The organism is Mesorhizobium sp. B2-4-3 (assembly GCF_006442815.1).
In the GTDB taxonomy this organism is placed as follows: Bacteria; Pseudomonadota; Alphaproteobacteria; order Rhizobiales; family Rhizobiaceae; genus Mesorhizobium.
Genome location: NZ_VFVL01000005.1, coordinates 161768 through 187211 on the forward strand (window position 1 = coordinate 161768; position 25444 = coordinate 187211).

The following is a 25444-nucleotide window of genomic DNA, read 5'->3' on the forward strand; positions in this document are numbered from 1 at the left end:
GCGGGAGCGAAACAGATATGGCAAGGCGCGGCAAAACCGCGGCAAGGCAGGCCGTGAAAATGTGCGCGGCTGCTCTCGCGGCGTTCGGCGCTGCCGCCTGGCCGGCACGCGCCGACTGGCGTGACGACATCGGCACGTTCCGTATCGGCGTCGTCGCCGAACCGGGCGGCGGCAACACCGTCCCCGGGCTCACGCGCCTGACCGACGCCTATGCCAATGCGCTCGGCATGAAGGTCGAGTTCGTCGTTGCGCGCGACTATGCGGCGCTGATCGAGGCACAGGCGAGCGGACGCGTGCAGTACGCGGTCTATTCGGCTCTCGCCTACGCCACGGCTTCGGAGCGTTGCGGCTGCGTCGAATCTTTGGTGGCGCCGGTCGATGCCGACGGCGCCGTCGGCATCCGTTCCGTCCTGGTGACGCGCGACGGCAAAGTGCCGGACCTTGCCGCCATGGCGTCGCACCGGATCGCGATCGCGCCCGACGACAACGTCGGCGGCGCGCTGCTGCCGCTGGCGGCTCTGTCGGCTGAAGGCGTCAGGATCGCGCGGGATTCGCCCTTCCTGGCGCGCGCCGCTTCGGCCACCGCGGCCGAGACGATGCTGGCCGGCGGCGAAGCGGACGCCCTGTTCGGCTGGGAGCCGGCCGGCGCCGACGGCCAGCCCGGCCATTCCGACGGCACGGTCGCGCGGCTGGCGGCGGCCGGCATCCCCGAGGCGTCGCTTCGCGTGTCGTGGACCTCGGGCCTCTTGCGCTACGGCCCGCACGCAGTCCGGAGCGATCTCGACCCTGAGGCAAAGCGCCGGCTGACGGTCTTCCTGACCAATCTCAAGTCACAGACGCCCGATGTCTACGACCTGCTGGAGCGGGCGCATTCCGGCGGTTTTACACCGGCCCTGCCGAAGGACTACGCGATGGCTCTGGCCATCGTGCGACTGACAGGCGTCAAGGAATAGCCCGTCAGCAGTCGTTGCAAGGAATCTTCGGGCTCCGGCGAGGCCTCAGATAGTAAGTCTCGCTCATCTTGATGTTGCTGAAGGTGGACAACAATCCAAGCGCCTTCTGATCCTTGTTGTCCTTGTCCCACATGATGACGGGCGTATAGCCAAGGTCGCTTTCCACCCGGATCAGGAAAGTGTTGCGGATCATCAGCGTCGAGGGGACGGTCGTGATGTCGCCGGGCGCGGCATCGGCGCTATAGGTGTTGCCCACCAGCTTGCGCGACCACACTACCGTCACTGTCGGCGCCGCGTCGTCCGACATCTGTATTGCGGTGATGATGATCGAGGGAGCCGAGCGGTTATAGGGCAGAAGCGTCGTGCCGCCGATCTTCATTATAGCGTCGAGGTTGGCCTTCACGACCGTCTGCTGTTGAGTTACGAGATCGGCCACCATGCTGCCGATGCGGCTGACCTTCTTGCTGGTCTCGATAGCCTGCGAGGCTTCCATCGTGATGAAATACATGATGAGCAGCACGGGCACGATAAAAGCAAACTCGATCGCCGCGACCCCGCGCCGATCGCGGCCAAACCGCCTTGCTCGCGCCACGATGGCCGAAATCCCCCAATGTGCCCCCGCACGGTACATCCTGTCCTCCAAGCTGCCGCAGTCTCAGCCGTCCACTGGCCTCAATTGTCGTCGAATGGTTCGTTCTGCCAGGTCACGGACGCGAAATGCAGCGTGGTGCCGTCAGTGAAATTCTGCATCTGTTTGGCCAGCAGATCCGTCATCACCGGCCATTTGTAGAACACCCGCAGCATGTTGATCGATTCGGCCAGCCCGGGCGAAACTGTGAAGGTCTTGTCACCTCCGCCTTGCGTCGGCACGATGTTGTTGCCGTCTATTCTGAAGCCCGCCGTTGCGGCGTCCGCGAAGCTCGAATATTCGCGCAGATCAACGAACAATCCCGGGCAGTCCTTGGCCACGATGATTTCCAGGCGACTGCAGATCAGCTGCTTGACGGAGGCTTCGGTGACGTTCGTCTTCTGCAACTGTCCGGTTCGCAACTGGCGGGCGACATCGTCGGTAATGTTGGCCATCACCTCCTGGCCGGCGAACGAAATGCAGCTCTCGAGGATGGCGAAGACGAGAAGCGCGAACGGGATGGCCAGCAGCGCGAATTCCATCGCCGTGCTGCCGCGCCTGTCGCTGAAGAAGCCGAGGCGCGATCTGGCGTGCGCCTTGCTGTCCATGCCATTGCCGGATGTGGCATCCTTGCTCATTTTGCGTTCCTGCCGATCCCTTTGCGGTACCGGCGGCAAGGTTAGCGAAAACCCGTTGAGGTCCGGTTTGGATGATCGTTAAATTCGTCGGGCAAGCCTTAAGCTGTCTTTAATGCCCGTGGGTTCGCGCTCGCAGGGCTTAGTGCCCGGCGCTCATTTCGGCTTCGGAAGCCTTCTCGGCCTCGCTCTTGAACGCGCTCTCGCAATAGGGTGTGCAGGACATGGTCTGGACTTCGGCGCGTCTGTAGATGCGCACCGAGGAGGCGGCTTGTCGCACCACGGTCACCTGTTCATCGATGATCGGGCTGCCGTCCGAATCGAGCACCACCATATTGGTGACACCGAAGCCCTTGCCGGTGAGAACGATGGTCGAGGCGTCCTGCACGGAGGCGTCGGCGATGGCCGGATTGCCGATGACGACCGTGTCGGCCGCGCGTGACAATTTGACGATCTTTGCCTGGTTCATGGTGACTTCTATGCCGGCGCCGGCCCTGGCCGGCATGACCAAGGCGGCAGTTGCCAGCAGCGCGGCGACTGGAAACAGCGATCTCGACAAAGTCATTGAAGCGCTCCCGGCGGGCAGATTCTTCAACGGAACATGAACGAGATTGGTGAAGCAACGGTTAAGCCGGGCCCGGCATGATCAAGGATCGGCTTGCATGGTGCGGCATGCGTCGATGGCGCTTGCTGTTTTAGGAATATTGCACAAGCGCCGGTTTCCACCGGTTCCCCGGGGGCGAGGGCTGGCTGGCGATGTTTAGGCCACGGTTAACCACGCAGCGCGTTCGCCACCGGAAAGGAATCGGTAAGGCTGTTTATTAAGCCGATCGAAACGGCTTCTCCCTAGATTTGCAGCATCCGATCAACCGCAAGAGAAAAGTTGACGGAAGTGCTGTAACACGTGGAGTAGGAGCTCTCGAATGTCTAATCTCATTGCACGCTTCGTGAAGGACGAATCCGGCGCGACCGCCATCGAATATGGTCTGATTGCGGCTCTCATCGCGCTCGCTATCATGATGGGCGCTTCCCAGCTCGGCGGCGCGCTGAACGCCAAGTTCTCCGGCATCGCTGGCACGCTTAACGGCCTCAACTAGTAACAGGCAGCCGATAGCACGCCGTTGACCAAACGAAGGGCCGCCATGGCGGCCCTTCGTCGTTGGAACGGCTCTCTGCGGGCATGCGCGATTCGAGCGGCCGCTCTCATCAATCGTTAATCCGATATGCCTAGGCTGACGGCAGATTTCATCGCAGGCATCGCGTCCATGATCGAAGCTGTCATCTTCGTCGTCTTTCCTTTCTGCATGCTTTTTGCGGCGATCTCGGACACGCTGTCGATGACGATCGCCAATCGCGTGCCCGTGCTTCTGGTGGCGACCTTTGCGCTGATCGCTCCGCTCACCGGCATGGATTGGGCGACCTATGGCTGGCACTTCGCGGCAGGCGCCCTGGTGCTGGCAGTGACATTCGGTCTTTTTGCCCTCGGCGGGATGGGCGGCGGCGACGCCAAGCTTCTGGCCGCGACGGCGGTCTGGATGGGCCTCAACATCAACCTGATCGGCTATCTGGTGACGTCGGCTTTCATCGGAGGCCTGCTGACCGTCGCAATCCTCGCTTACCGGAAATCGCCGCTCCCCATGTACACCGGCCACAACCGATTTCTGCGCCATTTCGCGGACGAGAGCGTTGGCGTCCCATATGGCATCGCGCTGGGCGCGGGTGGACTGATCACTTTCCCGGATTCGCCACTGATGGTCTGGGCGCTGGAGCAGCTCACGACATAGGCCTGCGATATCGATGTCGGCGATCCCGAGGCGGCCTAGCCGCCTTTTTTGTTAACGGCGGGGCCGTTCCATCCAATTTGAGTAAACCTTAAATTAATCACGATCGTAAGCATTACATTAACCTTGTTTTGACGATTGCAGCTGCAAAGTCCGGCCTGGCGAGGTGGTTTGCCATCAGGCGAAGGGTTTCGGACGAATGCCAGCATCCCGATTGATTATTCTGGGCGTGGCTGCGGTCGCGGCGGGTGGCGCGGGCTATGTGGCGAAGAACATGGTCGTCGCGCCGCCGCCTCAGGTCGTCGTCGATGGGCCCAAGCAGCCGGCGATCGCATTGCAGGATGTGCTGGTGCTTTCCGGCGACGTATCGATGGGCAGCCAGCTCGCCAACAACATAAGCTGGGAAGAATGGCCCGCCGATGGCGTCAACGCCAACTTCATCACGCGCGCCGCCGAGCCTGACGCGGTCGAAAAGCTCAAGGGCTCGGTCGCCCGCGTAGCCATGTATACCGGCGAGCCGTTGCGGCGCTCCAAGCTGGTCGGCGAGGGGCAGAGCTTCATGTCGTCGATCCTGCCTTCCGGCACGCGCGCCGTCGCGACCGCGATATCGGCCGACACGTCCGCCGGCGGCTTCATCCTGCCCAACGACTTCGTCGACGTCATCATGACCCGCCGCGCCGACACCGGCAATGGCGGCAGCGGCTTCAACACCGAGACGATCCTCAAGAACATCCGCGTGCTGGCCATCGACCAGACCATCCAGGAAGATGAGGAAGGCAAGAAGACCAGGGTCGGCCAGACCGCGACGCTGGAGCTGACGCCACAGCAGGCCGAGATCATCACCGTGGCGCAGCAGATGGCGGACCGCCTGACGCTGGCGCTGCGGCCGATCACCGACATCCATGAAAAGAATACGGACGAAGCCGACTATCTGGTCAACGGCAATGGCCGGCGCGGAACGGTGCGGCTGATCAAGTCCGGCGAGGTTTCCGAGGTGGGAGCAAGGAAATGAGGCCAAACGGTAAACTGCTGCCTGTCCTGGCCGCCGCGGCGATCGGTTCTTTCCTGGTCGGCACCAGCGCCCCGGGACTAGTCGAAGCCAAGGCCGCGAGTGCCGGCGTGTCGGCTTCCGTCGCCACGCAGCGCGTCAAGCTCGGCCTTAACAAGTCTGTGGTTATCGACCTGCCGAGCGACGCCTACGACATCCTGGTCGCTAATCCGGCGGTTGCCGATGCCGTGACCCGCACGGCGCGGCGCATCTACCTGTTCGGCAAGGCGGTCGGCGAAACCAACATCTTTGTCTTCGGCCCCAATGGCGAGCAGATCGTCAGCCTGGATCTGGCCGTCGAGCGCGACGTCGCCGGGCTGGAAGATTATCTGAAGCGCTTCATTCCCTCCTCGCAGATCAAGGTCGAGTTGCTGAATGACAACGTCGTCCTGACTGGCATGGTCGACACGCCGCTCGATTCCAAGCGCGCGGTCGACCTGGCGACCATCTTCGTGTCCGGCGGTGAAGCGACGACGGGTCAATATTCGCAGACCGCCGCCGGCGGCTCGGTCAATGGCGGCGTCGACATCAACAACCCCGACCAGGAGCGCCGGACCTCCAAGATCGTCAACCTCTTGCAGATCATCGGCGACGATCAGGTGACGCTGAAGGTGACCGTCGCCGAAGTCAGCCGCTCGGTGATGAAGCAGCTCGGCGTCAATATGGTGGGGAACGGGGGCTCCAACGGCATAACCTTTGGCTCCGCCGTCGACACCTATCCCGGCCTCGGCAAGCCATTGTCCAGCTCAGGCTTCGACTTCAAAAGTTCGTCTCTGCAAGGCACCATCACCGCCATGGAACAATCCGGCGTCATGAAGACGCTGGCGGAGCCGACACTGACCGCCGTTTCGGGCGAGAAGGCGACGTTCAAGGTCGGTGGCGAGTACAACATGGTGAGTACCGTCTCCAACAACAAATCGACAGACAATCAGACTGGCGAAAGGACATGGACGGCAGACAAGGTCGAATACGGCATCGGGCTGGAGTTCCAGCCGGTGGTGCTGTCTGCCGGTCGCATCAGCCTCAAGGTAAGGACCGCGGTTTCAGAGCCCACTACCGAAGGTTCGTTCGCGCTGGGCGACACGAACATCATATCGCTGCGCAAACGCTTGGCGGACACCACGGTGGAATTGCCATCCGGCGGCTCGATGATGATCGCCGGCCTCGTCCGCGACGATGTCCGGCAGGCCGTCGACGGCTTGCCCGGGCTGACAAAAATCCCCGTGCTCGGCACGCTGTTCCGCAGCCGCGATTTCGTGCGCAACGAAAGCGAGCTCGTCATCATCATCACGCCCTATCTGACACGGCCGGTGGCGCGCAACGACCTGGCCAAGCCGGATGACAACTTCAATGCGGCGAGCGACGGCGCCGGCATGTTCCTCGGCCGCGTCAACCGCGTCTACGGCACCATGCAGACCGACCGACCGCCGGGTCGCTACCACGGCGTCGTCGGCTTCATCTACAAATGAGTGGGAATGCGGATATGTCCAAGTCAGCATCGAAGGTCATGACGGTCCGGACAGCATCCGGCATCGCAAGGATCCGTCGGCAGGTGGTCCCGGCGCTGGCGGTCATGCTTGCGGCGTCGCTAGCAGGCTGCGCCAACCGCGACAGCGTAACCGTCGGGTCGATACCGGACGATTACCGCACGACCCATCCGATCGTCATTGCCGAGAAGAACCAGAAGATCGACCTGCCGGTCGGCGCCGGCGATCGAGGCATGACCGGCGCGCAGCGCGATACGCTGCTCGGTTTTCTCGACGGCTACGACAAGAGCGCCGCCCCGTCGCTGACCATCGCAATCCCGCGAGGCTCGGCCAACGAGGTGGCGGCACTGGTCGCGGGACGCGACTTCGCACGGGTCGCCATGGCGGCGGGCGTCAAGCGCAATCGTATCGTCATGACGTCCTATCAGTCGGATGTGCCGGAGGCGTCCGCGCCGGTGCGTGTCGCCTTCGTCGCGGTGCGGGCACAGACCGACAAATGCGGCCGTTGGCCTGATGACCTGACGGAGACGTCGGAGAACAAGCACTACGCCGACTTCGGCTGCTCTTATCAGAACAATCTCGCGGCCCAGGTGGCCAATCCCAACGATCTGATTGGGCCGCGCAAGCAGTCCGACATCGATGCCGAAAATCGCGGCGCGGTGATCGACACCTATCGGAGCAGGGGCATCTCGGACGAGTTCCTCGGCAATTCGGAAGTGACTTACTGAGCCGCGCCGGACGACGAAGAGAGCAGTCACGGAAAGAGCATGACGATGAGCAATCTTGCCTACGACACGCCCGCGGAAACCGGCGACCTTTCGCAGCAGGACATCGCCGCCATGCAGGCGCTGCGTCCCGTGCCGCGCATTTCGATCCAGGCCTTCTGCGAGACCGAGGGGGTCGCCAATCCCGTCGAGCGCGCCGGCGAGGATCGCCGGATGGCCAAGGCCCATCTCAAGGTCCATATGGGCGGTATCCCGACCGCGATCGAGTTCTACCAGTCCGCGCCGACACCGAACCTGATCCTGCTGGAATCGCGTAGCGAACCGCAGCAGTTGCTCGAACAACTCGGCCAACTCGCGGAATATTGCGATCCGTCCTCCAAGGTGGTGGTCATCGGCCACTACAATGATGTCGGGCTCTACCGGGAGCTGATCCGGTCGGGCATTTCCGAATATGTCATCGCGCCGGTCTCGATGACCGACATCGTCAGCGTCGTGTCGTCGATCTTCGTCGATCCGGAAGCGGAACCGATTGGCCGGTCGATCGCCTTCATCGGCGCCAAGGGCGGCGTCGGCTCGTCGACCATCGCTCACAATGTCGCCTGGGCTATGTCTTCGCTGTTCAAGTCCGAAGTCGTCATTGCCGATCTCGATCTCGCGTTCGGGACCGCCAACATCAATTTCGATCAGGATCCGGCGCAAGGCATCGCCGAGGCGGTGTTCTCGCCCGAGCGGGTCGACGAGGTCTATCTCGACCGTCTGCTTGCGCAATGCGCCGAGCATCTGTCGCTGCTCGCGGCTCCCTCCACGCTCGAGCGCGTATACGATTTCGACTCCGAGGCCTTCTCGCAGATCATAGAGACAGCGCAGCGCAGCGCGCCTCTGCTGGTCCTCGATGTCCCTCACGTCTGGAGCGGGTGGACGAAGAACACGCTGATCAAGGCGGACGAGATCGTCATCACGGCCACGCCCGAGCTCGCAAATCTTCGCAACACCAAGAACATGATTGACATGCTGAAGCGGCTGCGTCCGAACGATCCGCCGCCGAAGCTGATCATCAACCAGGCGGGGGTACCGAAACGGCCTGAGATCGCGGCGTCCGATTTCGCCGAACCGCTCGGCATCACGCCGATGGCCGTGATCAACTTCGAACCGCTGCTGTTCGGCAATGCCGCCAACAACGGCCGTATGCTGAGCGAGATGGACGCAAAGAGCCCGGTCGTCACCACCATCAATGAAATAGCGCATGTGCTGACCGGACGCAGCGAAATCAAGGCAAAGAAGAAGGCAGGCCTGGGCTCGATCCTCGGCAAGCTCTCGCGCAACAAGAAGTGACGCTGATTGAGCGGCATCGGGTAGTCGATCATGTTTGGTAAAAGAGGCAAAGACGACGGCAGCCGGGCAACGCCCGAATTCCGTCCGCCGGCAGCTCCCGCCGCGCCCGCTTCGACGGGGACGATGACGGCCGAGCGGCCGGCTGCGCCGACCTCCAGCGCGCCCGCCGCTCCGCCCGCGCGCCGTCCTGTCGAGCCGCCGCCTATGGCGCCGGAGCCGCCAAGAAAGGTCCAGCGCGAGCGCTCGGAAACCTATTACGACACCAAGAGCCAGGTCTTTTCCGCGCTCATCGACACGATCGACCTGTCGCAGCTCGCCAAGCTCGATCCCGAGAGCGCACGCGAGGAAATCCGCGACATCGTCAACGACATCATCGCGATCAAGAACTTCGCAATGTCGATCTCCGAGCAGGAAGAGCTGCTCGAGGACATCTGCAACGACGTTCTGGGCTATGGACCGCTGGAGCCGCTGCTTGCCCGCGACGATATCGCCGACATCATGGTCAACGGCTCCAAGAACGTCTACATCGAAGTCAACGGCAGGGTCGAGCAGACCGGCGTCCGTTTCCGCGACAACCAGCAGCTGCTCAACATCTGCCAGCGCATCGTCAGCCAGGTCGGCCGCCGCGTCGACGAATCGAGCCCGATCTGCGATGCGCGCCTGCCAGACGGCTCGCGCGTCAACGTCATTGCGCCGCCGCTGTCGATCGACGGCACCGCGCTCACCATCCGCAAATTCAAGAAGGACAAGCTGACGCTGGACCAGCTGGTCAAGTTCGGCGCCATCTCGCCGCAGGGCGCGGAAATCCTCAAGATCATCGGCCGCGTCCGCTGCAACGTCGTCATCTCGGGCGGCACGGGCTCCGGCAAGACGACGCTGCTCAACTGCCTGACCAACTATATCGACCGCGAGGAGCGCGTCATCACCTGCGAGGATTCGGCGGAACTGCAGCTGCAGCAGCCGCATGTGGTCCGTCTCGAAACCCGGCCGCCCAATCTGGAGGGCGAGGGCGAGGTGACCATGCGCGACCTGGTCAAGAACTGCCTGCGCATGCGGCCCGAGCGGATCATCGTCGGCGAAGTGCGCGGACCGGAAGTGTTCGACCTTTTGCAGGCGATGAACACCGGCCACGACGGCTCGATGGGAACGATCCACTCGAACAGCCCGCGCGAATGCCTCAACCGTATCGAATCGATGATCGCCATGGGCGGCTACTCGCTGCCGCAGCGCACGGTGCGTGAGATCGTCGTCGGCTCGATCGACGTGATCATCCAGGCGGCTCGTCTGCGCGACGGCTCGCGCCGCATCACCCACGTCACCGAAGTGGTCGGCATGGAAGGCGATGTCATCATCACCCAGGATCTTGTCCTCTACAACATCAAGGGTGAGGACTCGAGCGGCCGGCTGGTCGGCGAACATGTGTCGACGGGTATCGGCCGCCCGCATTTCTGGGACCGCGCCCGCTATTATGGCGAGGAGCAGCGCCTCGCCACCGCGCTCGAGGCGATGGAGAAACGCGCTGACTAGAGCATTTTGCAGCCAAGTGGAATCAATTGGCGTCGCAGAAATGCGGCTAAAACAAACAGATAGAGCGGGATGCCGACATCTATTTAACGCATCCCGCTCTAACGCATCTGGAGGTGTAGGGGCCCCGGTCGATGTTCGGAATTGACACCACCGTACTGGCTTTCATCGCGCTTGCCGGCTTCAGCGCCGGCGCGGTGGCTTATGCTTTTCTGTTCACGCGCATCGACAACGAGAAGCAGGCCGGCAAGCGGCTTCAGACCGTCAAGACAGCCGAAACCGACCGGTCGGTGGTGAAAGCGACGCGCGACCGTGCAGCGGAAGCGGTCAAGCGGCGAAAAAACGTCCAGGACTCGCTGAAGCAGCTCGACGAGAAACAGAAGACCAACGATCGCAACGTCAAGAAACCGCCGCTGAAGGTTCAGATCCGCCAAGCCGGCATGCAGGTTCCGATCGAGCGTTTCTATATCTATTCCGCTGTCTGCGGGATCATCCTGACGGCCGTTCTCTTTTTCCTCGGCGCGCCTCTATGGGCTTTGCCCGGTGCCCTGCTGGTGGGCGGCCTCGGCCTGCCGCGCTGGTTCGTGTCGTTTCGCCGCACACGTCGCGTCAAGGCCTTCCTGGAAGAATTTCCGAACGCGCTCGACATCATCGTGCGCGCGGTCAAGTCCGGCCTGCCGCTCAACGATGCGATCCGCCTGATCGCCAACGAATCGCCCGAACCGGTCCGGTCCGAATTCCGCCGCATCGTCGATTCCCAGCAGATGGGCATGTCGGTGCCCGACGCTGCCATGCGCATGTCCGAGACGATGCCGTGCAGCGAAGCCGGCTTCTTCGGCATCGTCATCCAGATTCAGTCGCAGGCCGGCGGCAATCTGTCCGAGGCGCTGGGCAACCTTTCACGCGTCCTTCGCGACCGCAAGAAGATGAAAGCCAAGGTCCAGGCGCTTTCTATGGAAGCCAAGGCATCCGCCGTCATCATCGGCGCCTTGCCCTTCGTCGTCGCCTTCCTCGTCTATCTGTCGAGCCCGAACTACATCATGCCGCTGTTCACCACCAATGTCGGCAACCTGATCCTCGGCTGCTCGGGTGTGTGGATGTCGATCGGCATCCTGGTGATGCGCAAGATGATGAACTTCGAAGTGTAGGGGCGCGGATCCAGTGACAGAGCAGGTTGTCAAAACACTCACCGACCCTTCTTTCCTGATCGCGATGCTGGTCGGCATTGCCGTTTTTGCGACCGTCTTCACACTCATGCCGGCGTTCGGCGCCACGTCGCTCAAGTCGCGCATGAAGAGCGTGGCGCTCGAGCGCGACAAATTGCGCGCCGAGCAGCGTGCGCGGCTGGCCAACGAGGCCGACCGCCGTCGCAAGGGCCTGCGCGAGGAGCAGTCCATCGGCATGCGCAACATCGTCGACCGCCTGGATCTCAGGCGCGCTCTTGCCGACGAAAACACCGTCCAGAAGCTCAAGGTCGCCGGCTTTCGCGGCCAGAACCCGCTGACGCGCTTCCTGTTCTTCCGCCTCGTCCTGCCATTCGTCGGCTTTGCCTTGGCGGCCGTCTATCTGTTCGTGTTGGGCGGCCTGCCGCAGCAGCCGGCCTCCATCAAGCTGTTCGTCTGTGTCGTTGTCGCCTATGGCGGCTTCTACGCGCCGATCCTCTACGTCAACAACCGCGCGACCAAGCGTAAGCAGTCGATCCAGCTGGCGTGGCCGGACGCGCTCGACCTGATGCTGATCTGCGTGGAATCCGGCATGTCGGTGGAAGCGGCCATGCGCAGGGTTGCCGACGAAATCGGTGCGCAGTCGGTGGCGCTTGCCGAGGAATTCGTGCTCACCAATGCCGAGCTGTCCTATCTGCAGGATCGCAAGATCGCCTATGAGAACCTGGCAAGCCGCACCGGCCTGGAATCGGTGAAGTCGGTGTCGCAGGCCCTGGTCCAGGCCGAACGCTACGGCACGCCGGTGGGGCACGCGCTGCGCGTGCTCGCCTTGGAAAGCCGCGACATGCGCATGAACGCCGCTGAGAAGAAGGCCGCCGCACTTCCGCCAAAGCTCACCGTGCCGATGATCCTGTTCTTCCTGCCGGTTCTTTTCGCCATCATCCTGGGTCCGGCCGGCATCCAGGTCAGCCAGCGCGGCATCTTCGGCGACCAGCACAGCTCCTCCAGCCAGTAGCCGGGCCATTCGCATCAATGAAAAAAGCCGCGCGGATCCCCGCGCGGCTTTTTTCATTGTCGAAGCGGTCGGCGCTTGGCAGCGTCGGGTCAGTTCGTGGCGACCTTCGCCTTGCCCTTGTCCTGATCCTTGAGCTGGCTCCAGGCATTCTGCTGGGCAAGCATCTGGCGCAGATAGGCGACGTTGGCCTGCGCCTGCTCGGGCGACAGCTCCTGAGAGGCGATCTTCTCGGCCTCGTCGAAGCGGCCCTGCAGTCCGACGACCAGCGCCAGGTTCTGCCGCACCCTGCTGTCGGCGCCGGGCTGCTGCGCGGCCGAGCGCATATAGGTTTCGGCCGTGCGCAGGTCGCCCTCGAGCACGTAGGACATGCCGAGATTGGACAGCACCGAGGGCTCGTTCGGCTTCAGTTCCAGCGCCTTGCGATAGTCCTGCCGCGCTTCGTCCTTCTGTCCCATCTGGTCGAGAATGGCGGCTTCCGCCGAAACCAGCTTCCAGTCCGGATATTCGGGCGTCTGCGCGCGCCGCACGGCATCGAGGGCTGGCTCGAACTGGCCGTTGGCGGCAAGCGCCTTGCCATAGGCCGCAAGCACTTCGCGATCCTTGGGATAGGCGATCGCCAGCTTGCGCATCACCGCCAGCGACTGGTCGGCGTCGCCGTCCATCTGCAGCGCCGCGGCGAAGTTCATCGCGATGCGCCTGTCGTTCGGACTGCGGGCGTAGGATTGGCCGAGCCTGGACGTGGCGGTACGCAATTCGCCGGACGACATCGTTTCCAGCGGCCTGCTGTCGGAGCGGGAGATGGAACCCGTGGTGAACTTGCTGGTGCTGCCGCAACCGGCCACGCTGGCCGCCAGCGCCGCCATGAAAGCCGTGGTGATCAGACGCTTGGCTGTAAGGTTCAACGCTTCGGTCGGCATCGGCGCCCGGTCTCCATTCCTGTGCGGCCATTGGCTGGCCGTCTTCCCTCCGGCAGAAATATTCTGTTAACCCTAACGGACCGTTAAGAAGCGCCGACTCGAACTGTTCGGCCGGAGATCATCGCATGCCTGTCGAGCTCGTCGAGCAGAAGCCGGAAGCCGCCTTGCCTGTCTATCTGGTGGCGAAGGACGCCTTTGAAGCGGCGGCGCCGCCGCCCTCCGCCGTCGCCTGGGCGAGGGCCAACGGTTTTTCCGGCGAGGCAGGACGCACGCTGGTCCTGCCGGGTGAGGGTGGCGGCCTTGCCGGCGCGCTGTTCGGTATCGGCGACGGCGACAGCACCCTTGCCCTCGGCGCGCTCGCAAGGGCGTTGCCGGAAGGCGACTGGCATTTCGCGTCGGGCCCGGCGCAGCCCGAACTCGCGGCGCTCGCGCTTGTCCTGGGCGGCTATGTCTTTACACGCTACGGCAAGAAGCCCGGCAAGGCTCTGCGCTTTGCGCTTCCCGAAGGCGCCGACGCCGCGTATGTCCGCCGTGTCGCCGACAGCGTGTTCCTGGCGCGCGACCTCGTCAACACGCCGACCAGCGACCTCGGTCCGGTCGAGCTGGAAGAAGCCGCCCGAAAGCTGGCGGTCGGCCATGGCGCCGATATCGCCGTGATCCATGGCGACGATCTCCTGATGCGCAATTTCCCGATGATCCACGCCGTGGGCCGGGCCTCCACCGGCGCGCCGCGGCTGATCGACATGACTTGGGGACCGGGCGACGCGCCGAAGGTGACGCTGGTCGGCAAGGGCGTCTGCTTCGATACCGGCGGCCTCGACATCAAGCCGTCGTCGGGCATGCTTCTGATGAAGAAGGACATGGGCGGCGCCGCCAATGTGCTGGGCCTTGCCTCCATGATCATGGCGGCGAAACTCAATGTCCGGCTGCGCGTGCTGATCCCCGCCGTCGAGAATTCGATCGCCGGCAATGCCTTCCGGCCCGGCGACGTGCTGCGCAGCCGCAAGGGCATCACGGTCGAGATCGGCAACACGGACGCCGAAGGCAGGCTGATCCTGGCCGACGCGCTGGCGCTGGCCGATGAGGAACAGCCCGCTTTGCTGATCGACATGGCGACGCTGACCGGTGCCGCCCGAGTCGCGCTGGGGCCCGATTTGCCGCCTTTCTACACCGCCGACGAGACGCTTGCCGCCGATCTGGCCGCGGCGTCGGTCGCGGTCGAGGATCCACTGTGGCGCATGCCTTTGTGGCGTCCCTACGATGCGAAGCTTTCCTCGAAGATCGCCGACATCAACAATGTGACGACGGACGGCTTTGCCGGATCGATCACCGCAGCGCTTTTCCTCAAACGCTTCGTCGAGAAGACTCACAGCTGGGCGCATTTCGACATCTTCGCCTGGAACCCGGCCGACCGGCCCTACGGCCTGACCGGCGGCGAAGCGCAAGGCATTCGTGCGCTGGAGCGGATAATTACGCAGCGATTTGCCTAGGCCAGAAGACCAAGTCGGCGGAAAACCCGTCACTGAAACGGAACCGAAACAATTTGCCGGCATGCTTGGGCGATGTCGATCTCGATGCGCCCGAGCCAGGCCTTGCGACTGTGGCAGCAGGTGATGCTGGCCCAGGTGCGCGACGGTGAGCCCGATCTCACCATGCGCCAGACGGCGATCCTGTTCACCATCTACCTCGATCCGCCGCCCCACACTGTGCGCGGGCTGGCCGCCAAGCTCAACGTCACCAAGCCGGTCATCACCCGCGCCCTTGATACCATGGGAGCGCTGAAGCTGGTCTCGCGCCATCGCGATGAACTCGACAAGCGCAACGTGCTGATCCGGCGCACGGTGGAAGGTGCGCTCTTTGTCGAGCGCTTCGGCGATGGTATCGTCGCCAGGGCGCACGAACTGCCCATCTGACCTCATTGCTGACGACTGGATTTATCGATTTGACCGCCATGGATGCCCGCCTTCATGCCTTCCGCTCCGACCTTGCCGATGCGAGGCTGAAGGGCGAGGTCGCCGCCGATCGCTTCGTCACCGGCCGCCCGGCGCGGATCATGGCCTCGGTCGCCGACCTGCGCAAGGCGCCGCGCCCAGATGCGGGTGTGAACACGCAGGCGCTGTTCGGCGACGACGTGCTGGTGTTCGAGGATGCCGAAGGCTGGGCTTGGGTGCAGGCCGAACGCGACGGCTATGTCGGCTATGTGGCCGACAATCTCCTTGGCGCGCGCGACCATGCGCCGACCCACATCGTCTCCGTGCCGCGCACCTTCCTCTATCCGGGACCGGATCTGCGCTTTCCGATCAGCGGACAGCTGTCGATGGGGTCGACCGTTACGGTGACCGATTCGGCCGAAACGCGCGGCACACACTATGCGCTGCTGCCGTCAGGCCAAGCGATCATCGCCGGCCATCTGCGGCCGATCGCCGAACTGGCCGAGGACTACGTCACCGTCGCCGAAAACTTCCTCGGCACGCCCTATCTCTGGGGCGGCGCCTCCGGCTTCGGCATCGACTGCTCCGGCCTCGTGCAGTTGGCAATGCGCATGGCCGGCAGGCAAGTGCTGCGCGACTCCGACATGCAGGCGGCATCGGTCGGCACGCCGTTCGAGCCGGGCCCGGACTATTCAGGACTTCGGCGCGGCGACCTCGTCTTCTGGAAAGGCCATGTGGCTGTTATGACCGACGCAAAAGACATGATCCACGCCAACGGCCACACCATGCTGGTCTCGCGCGAAGGCCTGAAGGAGGCGGTCGAGCGCATCGGCTATCTCTATGGCGGCCCGACGGGGTTCAGGCGGCCGTAGAGCCCTTTACCTCTCCCCTTGTGGGAGAGGTCGGATTGCCCCGATTTGCCCTTCGCAAATCGGATGGCAATCCGGGTGAGGGGTAGCTTGGCGCCAAGCTTCATCGTCGTCCCAAGCCCCCGCGTCTCACTCCGCTGGAACACCCCTCATCCGTCTTGCCGCTTCGCGGCAATCCACCTTCTCCCACAAGGGGAGAAGGGAAAATGATCCCCTTTTGTTCCGATTTTCCTTGGCGATTGCTTGCCGCCGCGCTACCTCTTGCGCGTGACCGAGCAGCCGCGCCTCGCCGAGCAGAATGCCGCCGTCCTGCTGCCCGAACCTTTCGTCAGATGGTTCGGCGAAAAGGGCTGGTCGCCGCGCGCCCATCAGCTCGAGCTTTTGGCAAAGGCGCAAAGCGGCCAATCGGTGCTGCTGATCGCGCCGACCGGCGCCGGCAAGACATTGGCCGGCTTCCTGCCGTCGCTGACCGAGCTGGCCGACCGTCCGAAGCGAAAACCCGGCCAGGCGCATCGCGGCATCCATACGCTCTACATCTCGCCGCTCAAGGCTTTAGCCGTCGACATAGAGCGCAACCTCGGCAAGCCGGTCGAGGAGATCGGACTGCCGGTCGCCATCGAGACGCGCACCGGCGACACGCCTTCGCACAAGCGCCAGCGGCAGAAACTGGCGCCGCCCGACATCCTGCTCACCACGCCCGAGCAACTCGCGCTTCTGATCGCGGCAGGCGATGCCCGGCGCTTCTTCGAGGATTTGCGCTATGTCGTGCTCGACGAATTGCATTCGCTGGTCACCTCCAAGCGCGGCCATCTGCTGGCGCTTGGCCTGGCGCGGCTTCGCAGCTATGTCCCCGGACTGCAGACCATAGGCCTGTCGGCAACGGTCGCCGAGCCGGACGAGTTGCGGCGCTGGCTGGTTGCCCAGAACCCACCAGGCACCATGGCGGGGCTGATCACCGTCGCCGGTGGCGCCAAGCCGGACATTTCCATCCTCGACTCGCGCGAGCGCGTGCCATGGTCCGGCCATTCGGCCCGCTACGCCATTCCAGAGATCTACGAGGCGATCAAACAGCACCGCACGACGCTTCTCTTCGTCAACACACGCAGCCAGGCCGAGCTTTTGTTTCAGGAGCTTTGGCGGGCGAACGAGGACTCGCTCCCCATCGCCCTGCATCACGGCTCGCTCGATGTCGGCCAGCGCCGCCGTGTCGAGAAGGCAATGGCCGACAATGCGCTGCGCGCCATCGTCGCCACCTCGACGCTCGATCTCGGCATCGACTGGGGCGATGTCGATCTGGTCGTGCATGTCGGTGCGCCGAAGGGGGCGAGCCGTCTGGCGCAGCGCATCGGCCGCGCCAACCACCGCATGGACGAACCGTCGAAGGCGATCCTGATCCCGGCCAACCGCTTCGAAGTGCTGGAATGCCGCGCCGCGCTCGACGCCAATTATCTCGGCGCGCAGGACACCCCGCCGCTGATCAAGGGCGCGCTCGACGTCCTGTCGCAGCATGTGTTGGGTGTCGCTTGCGGCGGGCCGTTCGACGCCGACTTTCTGTTCGAGGAGGTGCGAAGTGCAGCCCCCTATGCGGCGCTGGAGCGCGAGACCTTCGACCGCGTCATCGACTTCGTTGCCACCGGCGGTTACGCCCTGAGGAACTACGAGCGTTATGCCCGCATCCGCCGCAACAAGGATGGGCTGTGGCGCGTCTCCAACCCGCGCGTCGCGCAGCAATATCGGCTGAATGTCGGCACCATCGTCGAGATGCCGGAACTCAATATCCGCTATGTCCGCCAGGGCCGGGGCATGGCGGGGCGCGGAGGGCCGGTGCTCGGCAAGATCGAGGAGTATTTCGCCGAGACGCTGCGTCCGGGCGACAATTTTCTCTTCGCCGGCAAGGTGCTGCGCTTCGAAGGCATTCGCGAGAACGAGTGCGTGGTCTCCAATGGCGCCGGCGCCAACATCATCGTGCCGTCCTATGCCGGCGGCAAGTTTCCGCTTTCGACCTATCTTGCCGAACAGGTGCGCGGCATGCTGGCCGACAGCGACCGCTGGAAACTCTTGCCCGAGCAGGTGGCCGACTGGCTCCGGATCCAGCAGGAGAAATCGGTGCTGCCGAAGCGCGGCGACCTTCTGGTCGAGACCTTTCCGCGCGGCAACCGCCATTACATGGTCGCCTATCCCTTTGAGGGACGGCTGGTGCACCAAACGCTCGGCATGCTTTTGACCCGCCGGCTGGAGCGCGCCCATGCCAGGCCGCTGGGCTTCGTCGCCACCGATTACTCGCTGGCGGTATGGGCGCTGGACGATATGGCGGCCTCGTTCAAGGCTAGGAAGCCATCGCTTGGTCAGCTCTTCGACGAGGATATGCTGGGCGATGATCTGGAGGATTGGCTGAACGAGAGCTGGATGCTGAAGCGCACCTTCCGCACCTGCGCCGTCATTGCCGGACTGATCGAGAAACGCTACCCCGGCCAGGAAAAGAGCGGGCGCCAGGTGACAGTCTCGGCCGATCTGATATACGACGTGCTGCGCAGCCATGAACCTGACCACATCCTGCTGCAGGCGACGCGCGCCGACGCCTCGGCCGGATTGCTCGATGTCAGCAGACTTGGCGAGATGCTCTCGCGCGTGCGCGGTCGAATCATGCATAAGCATCTTGACCAGATCTCGCCGCTGGCGGTGCCGGTGATGCTGGAGATCGGCAAGGAATCGGTCAATGGCGGCGCCAACGACACGCTTTTGATGGAAGCCGCCGACCTGGTCGAAGAGGCGATGGGCTCAGGGCATGGAAGCAATTCCAGGAAGAGTGTGTAGCGGTTTTCCGTCCGGAATTGCATGAAACGGATGAGGACGGAGAGGGGATGAATTTTTCGCTGTCACGCGCAACGCTGATCGCCGAGGCCGACCTTGTCGGCATAGCCGGCGAGCGCGCGGTCTGCGACCGGCGCGGCGTGCTCTATTTCCCCGATCTGCGGCTGCTCGCGGTCTCCGATCTGCATCTCGAAAAAGGCTCGTCCTTCGCCAGGCGCGGCGCGCTGATCCCGCCCTACGACACCGGCGCGACCTTGCTGCGGCTTCAGGCGATCATCGCCGACTACCAGCCGCGCATCGTCGTCAGCCTCGGCGATTCCTTCCACGATGGCGGCGGCGCCGAGCGCATGCACCAGAGCTTCCGCGAGCACCTGGAGGCGATGATGGCCGGCCGCGATTGGTTCTGGGTCGCCGGCAACCACGACCCGGATGCGCCAGCCGACCTGCCGGGCGAGACCGTGCGGGAACTCGCCATCGGCTCGCTGCTCTTCCGCCATGAGCCGTCGAAGCTACGGGTCGAAGGCGAGATCGCAGGCCATCTGCACCCTTGCGCGCGCATCGTCCAGCGCGGCCGCTCGGTCCGGCGGCGCTGCTTCGCCGGCGATGGCGGCCGCATGATCATGCCGGCCTTCGGCGCTTATACCGGCTCGCTCAACGTGCTCGACCGCGCCTATGCCGGCCTGTTTCGGCTGGAAACGCTGATGGCCTATATGCTGGGCGCCGAACGCATCTTCGCTATTTCCGGCTCGATGCTGAGGCCAGGCTGAAACTCACTGCCTGCCGTAATAGAGCGTGACCGTGTGCTTCGCCTCGGCGAAGTACAGCCAGCGCTCGACCAGCATGCCGGCAAGCTGCGCGACGGCTGCGAGCACGGATGCGATCGCCCCCAAAGGCCATGGCAGGAAGAACACCATAGCCAGCAGGATGGCGGGCCCTGCGAAGGCCAGCGCCTGCGCGATCCGCCGCAGCTTGGCGCTGTGCTTGCGCGCGATGCGAAAGCCCATTTCCTTCAGCAGATAGTTTTCTTCCGTGTGCGGCCACTCGATAGACCGTACCGTGCCGCCGACGAGGCCAGTCGCCGTGTTGGGGGTGGTCGGGATCTCCAACCGGTCATTGTAGCGCCAGGTCGCAAGCTTCCAGGCCCAGCCGGCGAGCGTGGCAAGCAGAGCCGCGAGCAGCACCGCCGTTGAACCCAGCTTGAACCCCTGAAGCAAAGCGTTGGCGAGAACGCTTCCGGTCATCGCTGCGAAAATGAGATAAGCCGGCAAAGTATAGCGGCTGTGCCATTGGGCGATTGGCTTGAGTGAAGCATAGATCATGCCGGTCGTGCAGACCGTCACCACCGCGCCGGCCGCCGCCACCAGGCCGGCGGCTGCCACCCAACTGCCGTTGCGGCCGAGAAACACCCAGCCGATGCCGAACATACAAGCAGGAACGAAGGTAGCGACCGAGGCCACGCCTTCGCGCGAAAGCCAGGAGCTGCGCCATTGCGAGAAGGCGCGCCAGGCACGCTCCGGCCGGCCAAGATGGCCGGTCGATGACAGCAATCCGGCCGCGATCAGGCCAAGCGCCAACCCCATGCCGATAAAGCCCAGCCAGAAATCGGCTGGGATGTACCCCAGCCCGCCAAGCGTGCCGAGCAGCGCCAGCAGGCCGTAACCGGCCCCGGTGGCGGTGGTGAAGAACACGACGGAAACGGCGGGATGCATGATCGGTCAGTTCGAAAGCATGCGGTCTATCCAGCCGAGAAAGCCGCCCTCGGCCCGGATCGGCTCCAGGGCCGGCGCGTCGACCTTCGCCGCGCGCTCGCTGCGGGCGCGCGGCGGCAAATACCGGTTGGTCGGCTTGTAGCCGAGCTCCGGCATCAGCGCGACGCCGCCACGCTCCTCGACGAGCTGCGAGATCGCCGAAGCCGGATCGCCGAGATCGCCGAAATGCCGGGCGCTGGTCGGGCAGGCGGCCACACAGGCCGGCACGCGGTCTTCCACCGCCAGATTGTCGTTGTAGATGCGGTCGACGCACAGCGTGCATTTCTTCATCACGCCGACATCGGTGTCGAATTCGCGCGCGCCATAAGGGCAGGCCCAGCTGCACAATTTGCAGCCGATGCATTTATCCTCGTCGACCAGCACGATCCCGTCCGAGGCGCGCTTGTAGGAGGCGCCGGTCGGGCAGACGGTGACGCAGGCCGGCTGCTCGCAATGCAGGCAGGAGCGCGGGAAGTTCACCGTGCGGCCGCCCAGTTCCGTCGTGTGCTCGTAACTATGCACGCGGTTGAACCAGACGCCGTCGACATGTCCGCCATAGGGGTCGATGTCGGTCAGCGGCGCCATGTGGCCGCCGGTGTTCCACTCCTTGCAGGCGGTGACGCAGGCCTGGCAGCCGACGCAGGTGTCGAGGTCGATGACGAGGCCGAGTTTTTTCTCGGTTCGAGCGGGAAGACAAGTCATTCGGCGGCTTCCCTTTTCATGCGAAACGCGGCGCCGAAGCGAAGCACTTCGGGCGAAGGCTCGAAATGCGGCGGTAGGGCGAAACGCTCGAATTGAGGCTCGGTGAAGCCGGCTTCCTCGGCCGCGCATTTGACGATGCGCACGCGCACGTCGAACCACGCCGCCTGGCCGGTGACCGGATCCGAATTCGAATAGCGCTTGCCGTTGGCGCTCGCCGCGGTCTGGTCGCCGATGATGTGGTTGAGCAGGAAGCCGCGATTGCCTTCCGCCGCGTCGTCCTTCAGGCCCCAGCTGCCGCGCCGCTTGCCGATGGCGTTCCAGGTCCACACCGTGTCCGGGTTCACGCCGTCGATCAGCTTGATCTGGCCCTTCACCCGGCCGTTGACGCTTTCGATCCATACCCAGTCATCGTCGGCGAGGCCAAGCCTGGCGGCCGTCTGGTGATGTACGAACAGCCGGTTCTGGCTGGTGATCTGCCTCAGCCACGCATTCTGCGAGCCCCAGGAATGGTACATGTGCATCGGCCGCTGCGTCAGCGCATGCAGCGGATATTTTTCGAGATCGACGGCGTCTTCCTCGAAGGGCGCATACCAGAAGGGCAGCGGGTCCATATAGGCCTCGATGCGGCCGCGCTCGGCGTCCGGCGGCTGCACTTTTCCATGCCCGCGCCCGGCAAGCCTGAACCGCTGCATCGGCTCCGAGTAGAGCTGGAAGACAATAGGCTCGGCCTTGGGGATGAAACCCATCTCGACGGCGAAGTCGAGATAGGCGCGGTTGCCCATTTTGTAATAACGCTGGTCGTCGGAGAAATCGTGATGCCAGAAGCCGCCATTGTCGATGTAGCGCTGCAGCTGGTTCGGGTTGACGTCGCCCCTACCGATCGCGCCGCCATCGCTGCCGCGCCAGCCGGCCAAAGGGCCGATGCCGGGCGTGCGCTCGTGGTTGACGATGTAGTCGGCATAGTCGCGGTATTTGGCCGAACCGTCCTCGTCGACGAAGCCTGGCAGGCCAAGCCGCGCGCCGAGCTCGATCAGCACCGACTGGAACGGCCGCACGTCGCGGTCCGGCTCCACCACGGGATGGCGGATGGCGTCACCCGGACCGTCCGCATGGCTGATCGGCCGGTCGAGCAGGCTGATGCAGTCATGCCGCTCTAGATAGGTGGTGTCGGGCAGCACCAGATCGGCGAACGCCACCGTCTCGGAATAATAAGCGTCGGAATAGATGATGAAGGGGATCTTGTAGGCGCCCGCCTCGTCCTTGTCGGTCAGCATACGAATGGTCTCGACCGTGTTCATCGACGAGTTCCACGCCATGTTCGACATGTACATCATCAGCGTGTCGATCGGATAAGGATCGCCGGCCCAGGCGTTGCGGATGACCGAATGCATCAGTCCGTGCGCGGCGAGGGGCGCTTCCCAGGAATAGGCCTTGTCGATGCGGGTAGGCCGCCCGTCATCGTCGACGAGCAGATCGTCCGGTCCGCAGACGAAGCCGAGCGGCATGCCGTCGAGCGGAGTCATCGGCTGGGTGTTTTTTCCGCATGGCTTCGGCCCCGGCGGCGCCGGGCGCGGATAGGGCGGCTTGAAGCGAAAGCCTCCCGGAACGTCGACCGTGCCGAGCAGCACCTGCAGCAGGTGGATGGCGCGGCAGGTGTGAAAACCATTGGAATGGGCCGAGATGCCGCGCATGGCATGCATCGAGACAGGCCGTCCCTTGATCGTCTCGTGCCGCCGGCCCGCCCAGTCGGTCCAGGCGATCGGCAGTTCGATCGTCTGCTCGAAGGCGACATGCGCCAGTTCCGCCGCGATGCGGCGGATCGTTTCCGCGCTGACGCCGCAGCGTCCCGCCACGGCGTCCGGTGAGTAGGTCTCGTCGAGATAGCGCTCAGCAATGAGCTGGAACACGGGCACGCAGCGCCGGCCGCCGACCTCATGGCTGCCGGTCAGCGCCGGTTTTGCTTCGGGGCCGGCCGCATTGACCGGCTGCTTCGCAACCCTGTCCCAAGCAAGCGGGTTGCCGGCATCGTCGCGAACGAACAGCCCGTCGTCGGCGGCCCCCGGCTCCTGCACGACCAGCACCGCCGCGTTGGTGTAGCGCAGCAAATAGTCGAGATCGACGCGCCCGGCCTTGAGCAGTTCATGGATCAGCGCCAGCACGAACAGGCCGTCGGTGCCCGGACGGATGCCGATCCAGTCGTCGGCGATCGCGTTGTACCCGGTGCGGCAGGGATTGATCGAAACCACCTTGGCGCCACGCGCCTTGAGCTTGCCGAGGCCAATCTTGATCGGGTTGGAATCATGGTCCTCGGCTACGCCGAACAGCATGAAATATCGGGTGTTGTCCCAGTCGGGCTCGCCGAATTCCCAGAACGAGCCGCCGATCGTGTAGAGCCCGCCGGCCGCCATGTTGACGGAGCAGAAGCCGCCATGCGCGGCGAAATTGGGCGTGCCGAATTTCGACGCCCACCAGCCGGTCAGCGATTGCGACTGGTCGCGTCCGGTGAAGAAGGCGAGCTTTCTCGGATCGGTGCGGCGGATCGCCGATAGGCGCTCGGTGGCGATGGCCAGCGCTTCGTCCCACTCGATCTCGCGGAATTCGCCGGAACCGCGCGGCCCGGTCCTCCGCAGCGGCTTCCTCAGCCGCGCCGGGCTGTAATGCTGCATGATGCCGGCGCTGCCCTTGCCGCAGATCACGCCGCGGTTCACCGGGTGGTCCTTATTACCGTTGATATAGCGCACCTTGCCGTCCTTGATGTGGACGTCGATGCCGCAGCGGCAGGCGCACATGTAGCAGGTGGTCTTGGCGGTGCGGTCGGAGATGCTTGGCGAGGTCTCGACGCCGTCGCCCTCGTCCGGCGCTCGGCTGTCGGCCAGCGGCCGCTGCGAGGGGGTGGAGTTGGCGCCGCGCGGCGCGGCTTTGCTCATGATCCGCGAACGCTCTTGCCGTTCACCATCTTAGCCTTCGTCTTGGGACCCGGGCCGCGCATATAGTGGAGCTCGGGGTGATAGCGCTCGCCGGCGAGCTGCCGCTTCAGACGGCGGTTCCAATGCGCGAACAGGGATTTGAAGCGCCCTATCATTTCCCACTCTTGGTCTCTGACGACCAATTTTTTCCAACTTCCGACAAAAACTTAGAACAAAGCCATTGATGCGTCTAACAAGCAGCTCTTGTAATTCCGATCGATTTTGCTTCTTAGTTGCACCATGACTCTCGACCAGTTGCGCATCTTCGTCGCCGTCGCCGAGCACGGCCATATGACCAAGGCCGCCGAGCGTCTCGGCATCTCGCAATCGGCGGCGTCGGCCGCCATCCGCGCGCTCGAAAGCCAGCATGGCGTGCGCCTGTTCAACCGGGTCGGCCGCAACATCGAACTGGCGCAGACTGGCCATCGCTTCCTGCCGGAGGCGAAGGCGGTCCTGGATCGCGCCGCCGCTGCCCGCGGCGTTCTGGAGGATGTCTCGCAGACCGTCGCCGGCAGCCTGTCGATCGCGGCGAGCCAGACCATCGCCAGCTACTGGCTGCCGCGTCGCCTTGCTGCCTTCCACGAAGCCTATCCGGCTGTGAAGCTGAGCGTGACGATCGGCAACACCAGGCAGGTCGAGACCAATGTGCTGGACGGCCGCGCCGATTTCGGCCTGGTCGAGGGCCGCACCGAGTCCGACATCCTGCGCCGCGCCACGGTCGATGAGGACCGCCCGATGCTGGTGGTCGCGCGCTCGCATCCCGAGATTCCGATGACGCGGGCGGGAAACTTCGACATCAGGGCCTTGCGCTGGATCATCAGGGAAGGCGGGTCGGGCACGCGCGAGGCGCTGGAGGATTTCGCGCTCAGTCAGGGGGTTCCGCCGGCGGAATTGCAGATTTTCCTCGTCCTGCCCAGCAACGAGGCCGTGCGTCAGGCCGTCGAAGCCGGCGCGGGGGCGACGATCATCTCGGAGCTCGTCGTCGCGCGCTCCCTGGCGGAGGGCAGCCTCAGGGCCGTGCCGGTCGAACTGCCGAAACGCGACTTCGCCATGATCACGCACCGCGACCGCCAGGCGAGCCTCGCCCAGATGGCGCTGAAGGCGCATCTGGGTGGAAAGGTCGGCTGATCTCGGGACAGCACCCGAACTATGTCGTTGGCATGTTGATCATCGCGAACGCTCGCGATTAGCCGAAAGCCTCCGAACTTC

Annotated in this window: 24 protein-coding genes; 16 read left to right on the plus strand and 8 right to left on the minus strand. The window is 64.1% G+C overall.

Going from position 1 to position 25444, the window contains the following annotated elements; all coding sequences use genetic code 11:
• Nucleotides 1–59: 59 nt before the first annotated feature.
• The gene (locus tag FJ956_RS07860) at nucleotides 60–953 is read left to right on the plus strand and encodes a PhnD/SsuA/transferrin family substrate-binding protein (protein ID WP_140673248.1); all 894 of its coding nucleotides are present in this window, start codon (nucleotides 60–62) and stop codon (nucleotides 951–953) included.
• 4 nt (nucleotides 954–957) lie between these two features.
• Here the strand turns inward: FJ956_RS07860 and FJ956_RS07865 are convergent, their stop codons facing one another.
• The 3 genes from FJ956_RS07865 to FJ956_RS07875 all read right to left on the minus strand — a co-directional run bounded on the left by FJ956_RS07865 (nucleotide 958) and on the right by FJ956_RS07875 (nucleotide 2781).
• Entirely contained in the window at nucleotides 958–1584 is a 627-nt protein-coding gene (locus FJ956_RS07865) for a TadE/TadG family type IV pilus assembly protein (protein WP_140673250.1), read from the minus strand.
• 41 nt (nucleotides 1585–1625) lie between these two features.
• Nucleotides 1626–2189 (minus strand): TadE/TadG family type IV pilus assembly protein, encoded by a 564-nt coding sequence (locus tag FJ956_RS07870; RefSeq protein WP_140673423.1) that lies wholly within the window; start codon nucleotides 2187–2189, stop codon nucleotides 1626–1628.
• A 169-nt stretch (nucleotides 2190–2358) separates the two neighbouring features.
• Nucleotides 2359–2781 (minus strand): pilus assembly protein N-terminal domain-containing protein, encoded by a 423-nt coding sequence (locus tag FJ956_RS07875; RefSeq protein ID WP_041007433.1) that lies wholly within the window; start codon nucleotides 2779–2781, stop codon nucleotides 2359–2361.
• Between the two features lie 358 nt (nucleotides 2782–3139).
• Between FJ956_RS07875 and FJ956_RS07880 the strand changes: the two genes are divergently transcribed.
• The 9 genes from FJ956_RS07880 to FJ956_RS07920 all read left to right on the plus strand — a co-directional run bounded on the left by FJ956_RS07880 (nucleotide 3140) and on the right by FJ956_RS07920 (nucleotide 12291).
• On the plus strand, nucleotides 3140–3313 hold the full coding sequence (locus FJ956_RS07880) for a Flp family type IVb pilin (protein WP_140673252.1): 174 nt from the start codon (nucleotides 3140–3142) through the stop codon (nucleotides 3311–3313).
• A gap of 168 nt (nucleotides 3314–3481) precedes the next feature.
• Nucleotides 3482–4000 carry a prepilin peptidase gene (locus FJ956_RS07885; RefSeq protein ID WP_140673254.1) on the plus strand — a complete coding sequence of 173 codons (519 nt, stop codon included), beginning with the start codon at nucleotides 3482–3484 and terminating at the stop codon, nucleotides 3998–4000.
• Nucleotides 4001–4196: 196 nt separating this feature from the next.
• Complete coding sequence (cpaB, locus tag FJ956_RS07890; protein WP_140673256.1) at nucleotides 4197–5009, plus strand: Flp pilus assembly protein CpaB; 813 nt, start codon at nucleotides 4197–4199, stop codon at nucleotides 5007–5009.
• Complete coding sequence (locus FJ956_RS07895) at nucleotides 5006–6514, plus strand: type II and III secretion system protein family protein (protein WP_140673258.1); 1509 nt, start codon at nucleotides 5006–5008, stop codon at nucleotides 6512–6514. The genes cpaB and FJ956_RS07895 overlap by 4 nt, the downstream gene beginning before the upstream one ends.
• 14 nt (nucleotides 6515–6528) lie before the next feature.
• Nucleotides 6529–7260 (plus strand): CpaD family pilus assembly protein, encoded by a 732-nt coding sequence (locus FJ956_RS07900; RefSeq protein ID WP_140673260.1) that lies wholly within the window; start codon nucleotides 6529–6531, stop codon nucleotides 7258–7260.
• 45 nt (nucleotides 7261–7305) lie between these two features.
• Complete coding sequence (locus tag FJ956_RS07905; RefSeq protein ID WP_181170087.1) at nucleotides 7306–8589, plus strand: CpaE family protein; 1284 nt, start codon at nucleotides 7306–7308, stop codon at nucleotides 8587–8589.
• A gap of 30 nt (nucleotides 8590–8619) precedes the next feature.
• Nucleotides 8620–10116 carry a CpaF family protein gene (locus FJ956_RS07910; RefSeq protein ID WP_140673264.1) on the plus strand — a complete coding sequence of 499 codons (1497 nt, stop codon included), beginning with the start codon at nucleotides 8620–8622 and terminating at the stop codon, nucleotides 10114–10116.
• 131 nt (nucleotides 10117–10247) lie between these two features.
• The gene (locus tag FJ956_RS07915; RefSeq protein WP_140673266.1) at nucleotides 10248–11261 is read left to right on the plus strand and encodes a type II secretion system F family protein; all 1014 of its coding nucleotides are present in this window, start codon (nucleotides 10248–10250) and stop codon (nucleotides 11259–11261) included.
• A 13-nt stretch (nucleotides 11262–11274) separates the two neighbouring features.
• On the plus strand, nucleotides 11275–12291 hold the full coding sequence (locus tag FJ956_RS07920) for a type II secretion system F family protein (protein WP_140673268.1): 1017 nt from the start codon (nucleotides 11275–11277) through the stop codon (nucleotides 12289–12291).
• Between the two features lie 89 nt (nucleotides 12292–12380).
• On the opposite strand, the gene FJ956_RS07925 is transcribed toward FJ956_RS07920, so the two are convergent.
• Nucleotides 12381–13208 (minus strand): tetratricopeptide repeat protein, encoded by an 828-nt coding sequence (locus FJ956_RS07925; RefSeq protein WP_140673270.1) that lies wholly within the window; start codon nucleotides 13206–13208, stop codon nucleotides 12381–12383.
• Nucleotides 13209–13333: 125 nt separating this feature from the next.
• On the opposite strand from FJ956_RS07925, the gene FJ956_RS07930 reads away from it, so the two are divergent.
• The 5 genes from FJ956_RS07930 (at nucleotide 13334) to pdeM (ending at nucleotide 19586) form a co-directional block, all read left to right on the plus strand.
• Nucleotides 13334–14698, plus strand: a complete 1365-nt coding sequence (locus FJ956_RS07930) for a leucyl aminopeptidase family protein (RefSeq protein ID WP_140673272.1) — start codon at nucleotides 13334–13336, stop codon at nucleotides 14696–14698.
• Between the two features lie 72 nt (nucleotides 14699–14770).
• Nucleotides 14771–15121 (plus strand): MarR family winged helix-turn-helix transcriptional regulator, encoded by a 351-nt coding sequence (locus FJ956_RS07935; protein ID WP_040985896.1) that lies wholly within the window; start codon nucleotides 14771–14773, stop codon nucleotides 15119–15121.
• 38 nt (nucleotides 15122–15159) lie between these two features.
• Nucleotides 15160–16011, plus strand: coding sequence for an NlpC/P60 family protein (locus FJ956_RS07940; protein WP_140673274.1), 852 nt, complete (start codon nucleotides 15160–15162; stop codon nucleotides 16009–16011).
• Between the two features lie 264 nt (nucleotides 16012–16275).
• Nucleotides 16276–18822 (plus strand): ligase-associated DNA damage response DEXH box helicase, encoded by a 2547-nt coding sequence (locus tag FJ956_RS07945; protein ID WP_140673425.1) that lies wholly within the window; start codon nucleotides 16276–16278, stop codon nucleotides 18820–18822.
• 47 nt (nucleotides 18823–18869) lie between these two features.
• Entirely contained in the window at nucleotides 18870–19586 is a 717-nt protein-coding gene (gene pdeM, locus FJ956_RS07950) for a ligase-associated DNA damage response endonuclease PdeM (protein ID WP_140673276.1), read from the plus strand.
• A 3-nt stretch (nucleotides 19587–19589) separates the two neighbouring features.
• Here the strand turns inward: pdeM and FJ956_RS07955 are convergent, their stop codons facing one another.
• Genes FJ956_RS07955 through FJ956_RS30460 form a run of 4 tightly spaced genes read right to left on the minus strand, consistent with a single transcriptional unit; the run spans nucleotide 19590 to nucleotide 24351 of the window.
• Nucleotides 19590–20528 (minus strand): DmsC/YnfH family molybdoenzyme membrane anchor subunit, encoded by a 939-nt coding sequence (locus FJ956_RS07955; RefSeq protein ID WP_140673278.1) that lies wholly within the window; start codon nucleotides 20526–20528, stop codon nucleotides 19590–19592.
• A 6-nt stretch (nucleotides 20529–20534) separates the two neighbouring features.
• Entirely contained in the window at nucleotides 20535–21269 is a 735-nt protein-coding gene (locus FJ956_RS07960; protein ID WP_140673280.1) for a 4Fe-4S dicluster domain-containing protein, read from the minus strand.
• A complete protein-coding gene (locus tag FJ956_RS07965; protein WP_140673282.1) occupies nucleotides 21266–24196 on the minus strand; it encodes a molybdopterin oxidoreductase family protein in 2931 nt (976 codons plus the stop codon). The genes FJ956_RS07960 and FJ956_RS07965 overlap by 4 nt, the downstream gene beginning before the upstream one ends.
• Nucleotides 24193–24351, minus strand: coding sequence for a hypothetical protein (locus FJ956_RS30460; RefSeq protein ID WP_181170088.1), 159 nt, complete (start codon nucleotides 24349–24351; stop codon nucleotides 24193–24195). Before FJ956_RS30460 ends, FJ956_RS07965 begins: the two co-directional genes overlap by 4 nt.
• Nucleotides 24352–24475: 124 nt before the next feature.
• Between FJ956_RS30460 and FJ956_RS07970 the strand changes: the two genes are divergently transcribed.
• Nucleotides 24476–25363, plus strand: coding sequence for a LysR family transcriptional regulator (locus FJ956_RS07970; RefSeq protein WP_140673284.1), 888 nt, complete (start codon nucleotides 24476–24478; stop codon nucleotides 25361–25363).
• Nucleotides 25364–25444 lie beyond the last annotated feature (81 nt).

What these genes read in the sequence shown, in the direction of transcription:
- cpaB (WP_140673256.1), top strand. Translation starts at nt 4,197, where the DNA reads ATGCCAGCATCCCGATTGATTATTCTGGGCGTGGCTGCGGTCGCGGCG.
- FJ956_RS07925 (WP_140673270.1), bottom strand. Translation starts at nt 13,208, where the DNA reads ATGCCGACCGAAGCGTTGAACCTTACAGCCAAGCGTCTGATCACCACG.
- FJ956_RS07885 (WP_140673254.1), top strand. Translation starts at nt 3,482, where the DNA reads ATGATCGAAGCTGTCATCTTCGTCGTCTTTCCTTTCTGCATGCTTTTT.
- pdeM (WP_140673276.1), top strand. Translation starts at nt 18,870, where the DNA reads ATGAATTTTTCGCTGTCACGCGCAACGCTGATCGCCGAGGCCGACCTT.
- FJ956_RS07910 (WP_140673264.1), top strand. Translation starts at nt 8,620, where the DNA reads ATGTTTGGTAAAAGAGGCAAAGACGACGGCAGCCGGGCAACGCCCGAA.
- FJ956_RS07940 (WP_140673274.1), top strand. Translation starts at nt 15,160, where the DNA reads ATGGATGCCCGCCTTCATGCCTTCCGCTCCGACCTTGCCGATGCGAGG.
- FJ956_RS07935 (WP_040985896.1), top strand. Translation starts at nt 14,771, where the DNA reads ATGTCGATCTCGATGCGCCCGAGCCAGGCCTTGCGACTGTGGCAGCAG.
- FJ956_RS07900 (WP_140673260.1), top strand. Translation starts at nt 6,529, where the DNA reads ATGTCCAAGTCAGCATCGAAGGTCATGACGGTCCGGACAGCATCCGGC.
- FJ956_RS07875 (WP_041007433.1), bottom strand. Translation starts at nt 2,781, where the DNA reads ATGACTTTGTCGAGATCGCTGTTTCCAGTCGCCGCGCTGCTGGCAACT.
- FJ956_RS07905 (WP_181170087.1), top strand. Translation starts at nt 7,306, where the DNA reads ATGAGCAATCTTGCCTACGACACGCCCGCGGAAACCGGCGACCTTTCG.
- FJ956_RS07955 (WP_140673278.1), bottom strand. Translation starts at nt 20,528, where the DNA reads ATGCATCCCGCCGTTTCCGTCGTGTTCTTCACCACCGCCACCGGGGCC.
- FJ956_RS07915 (WP_140673266.1), top strand. Translation starts at nt 10,248, where the DNA reads ATGTTCGGAATTGACACCACCGTACTGGCTTTCATCGCGCTTGCCGGC.
- FJ956_RS07895 (WP_140673258.1), top strand. Translation starts at nt 5,006, where the DNA reads ATGAGGCCAAACGGTAAACTGCTGCCTGTCCTGGCCGCCGCGGCGATC.
- FJ956_RS30460 (WP_181170088.1), bottom strand. Translation starts at nt 24,351, where the DNA reads ATGATAGGGCGCTTCAAATCCCTGTTCGCGCATTGGAACCGCCGTCTG.
- FJ956_RS07930 (WP_140673272.1), top strand. Translation starts at nt 13,334, where the DNA reads ATGCCTGTCGAGCTCGTCGAGCAGAAGCCGGAAGCCGCCTTGCCTGTC.
- FJ956_RS07870 (WP_140673423.1), bottom strand. Translation starts at nt 2,189, where the DNA reads ATGGACAGCAAGGCGCACGCCAGATCGCGCCTCGGCTTCTTCAGCGAC.
- FJ956_RS07965 (WP_140673282.1), bottom strand. Translation starts at nt 24,196, where the DNA reads ATGAGCAAAGCCGCGCCGCGCGGCGCCAACTCCACCCCCTCGCAGCGG.
- FJ956_RS07880 (WP_140673252.1), top strand. Translation starts at nt 3,140, where the DNA reads ATGTCTAATCTCATTGCACGCTTCGTGAAGGACGAATCCGGCGCGACC.
- FJ956_RS07865 (WP_140673250.1), bottom strand. Translation starts at nt 1,584, where the DNA reads ATGTACCGTGCGGGGGCACATTGGGGGATTTCGGCCATCGTGGCGCGA.
- FJ956_RS07860 (WP_140673248.1), top strand. Translation starts at nt 60, where the DNA reads ATGTGCGCGGCTGCTCTCGCGGCGTTCGGCGCTGCCGCCTGGCCGGCA.
- FJ956_RS07960 (WP_140673280.1), bottom strand. Translation starts at nt 21,269, where the DNA reads ATGACTTGTCTTCCCGCTCGAACCGAGAAAAAACTCGGCCTCGTCATC.
- FJ956_RS07970 (WP_140673284.1), top strand. Translation starts at nt 24,476, where the DNA reads ATGACTCTCGACCAGTTGCGCATCTTCGTCGCCGTCGCCGAGCACGGC.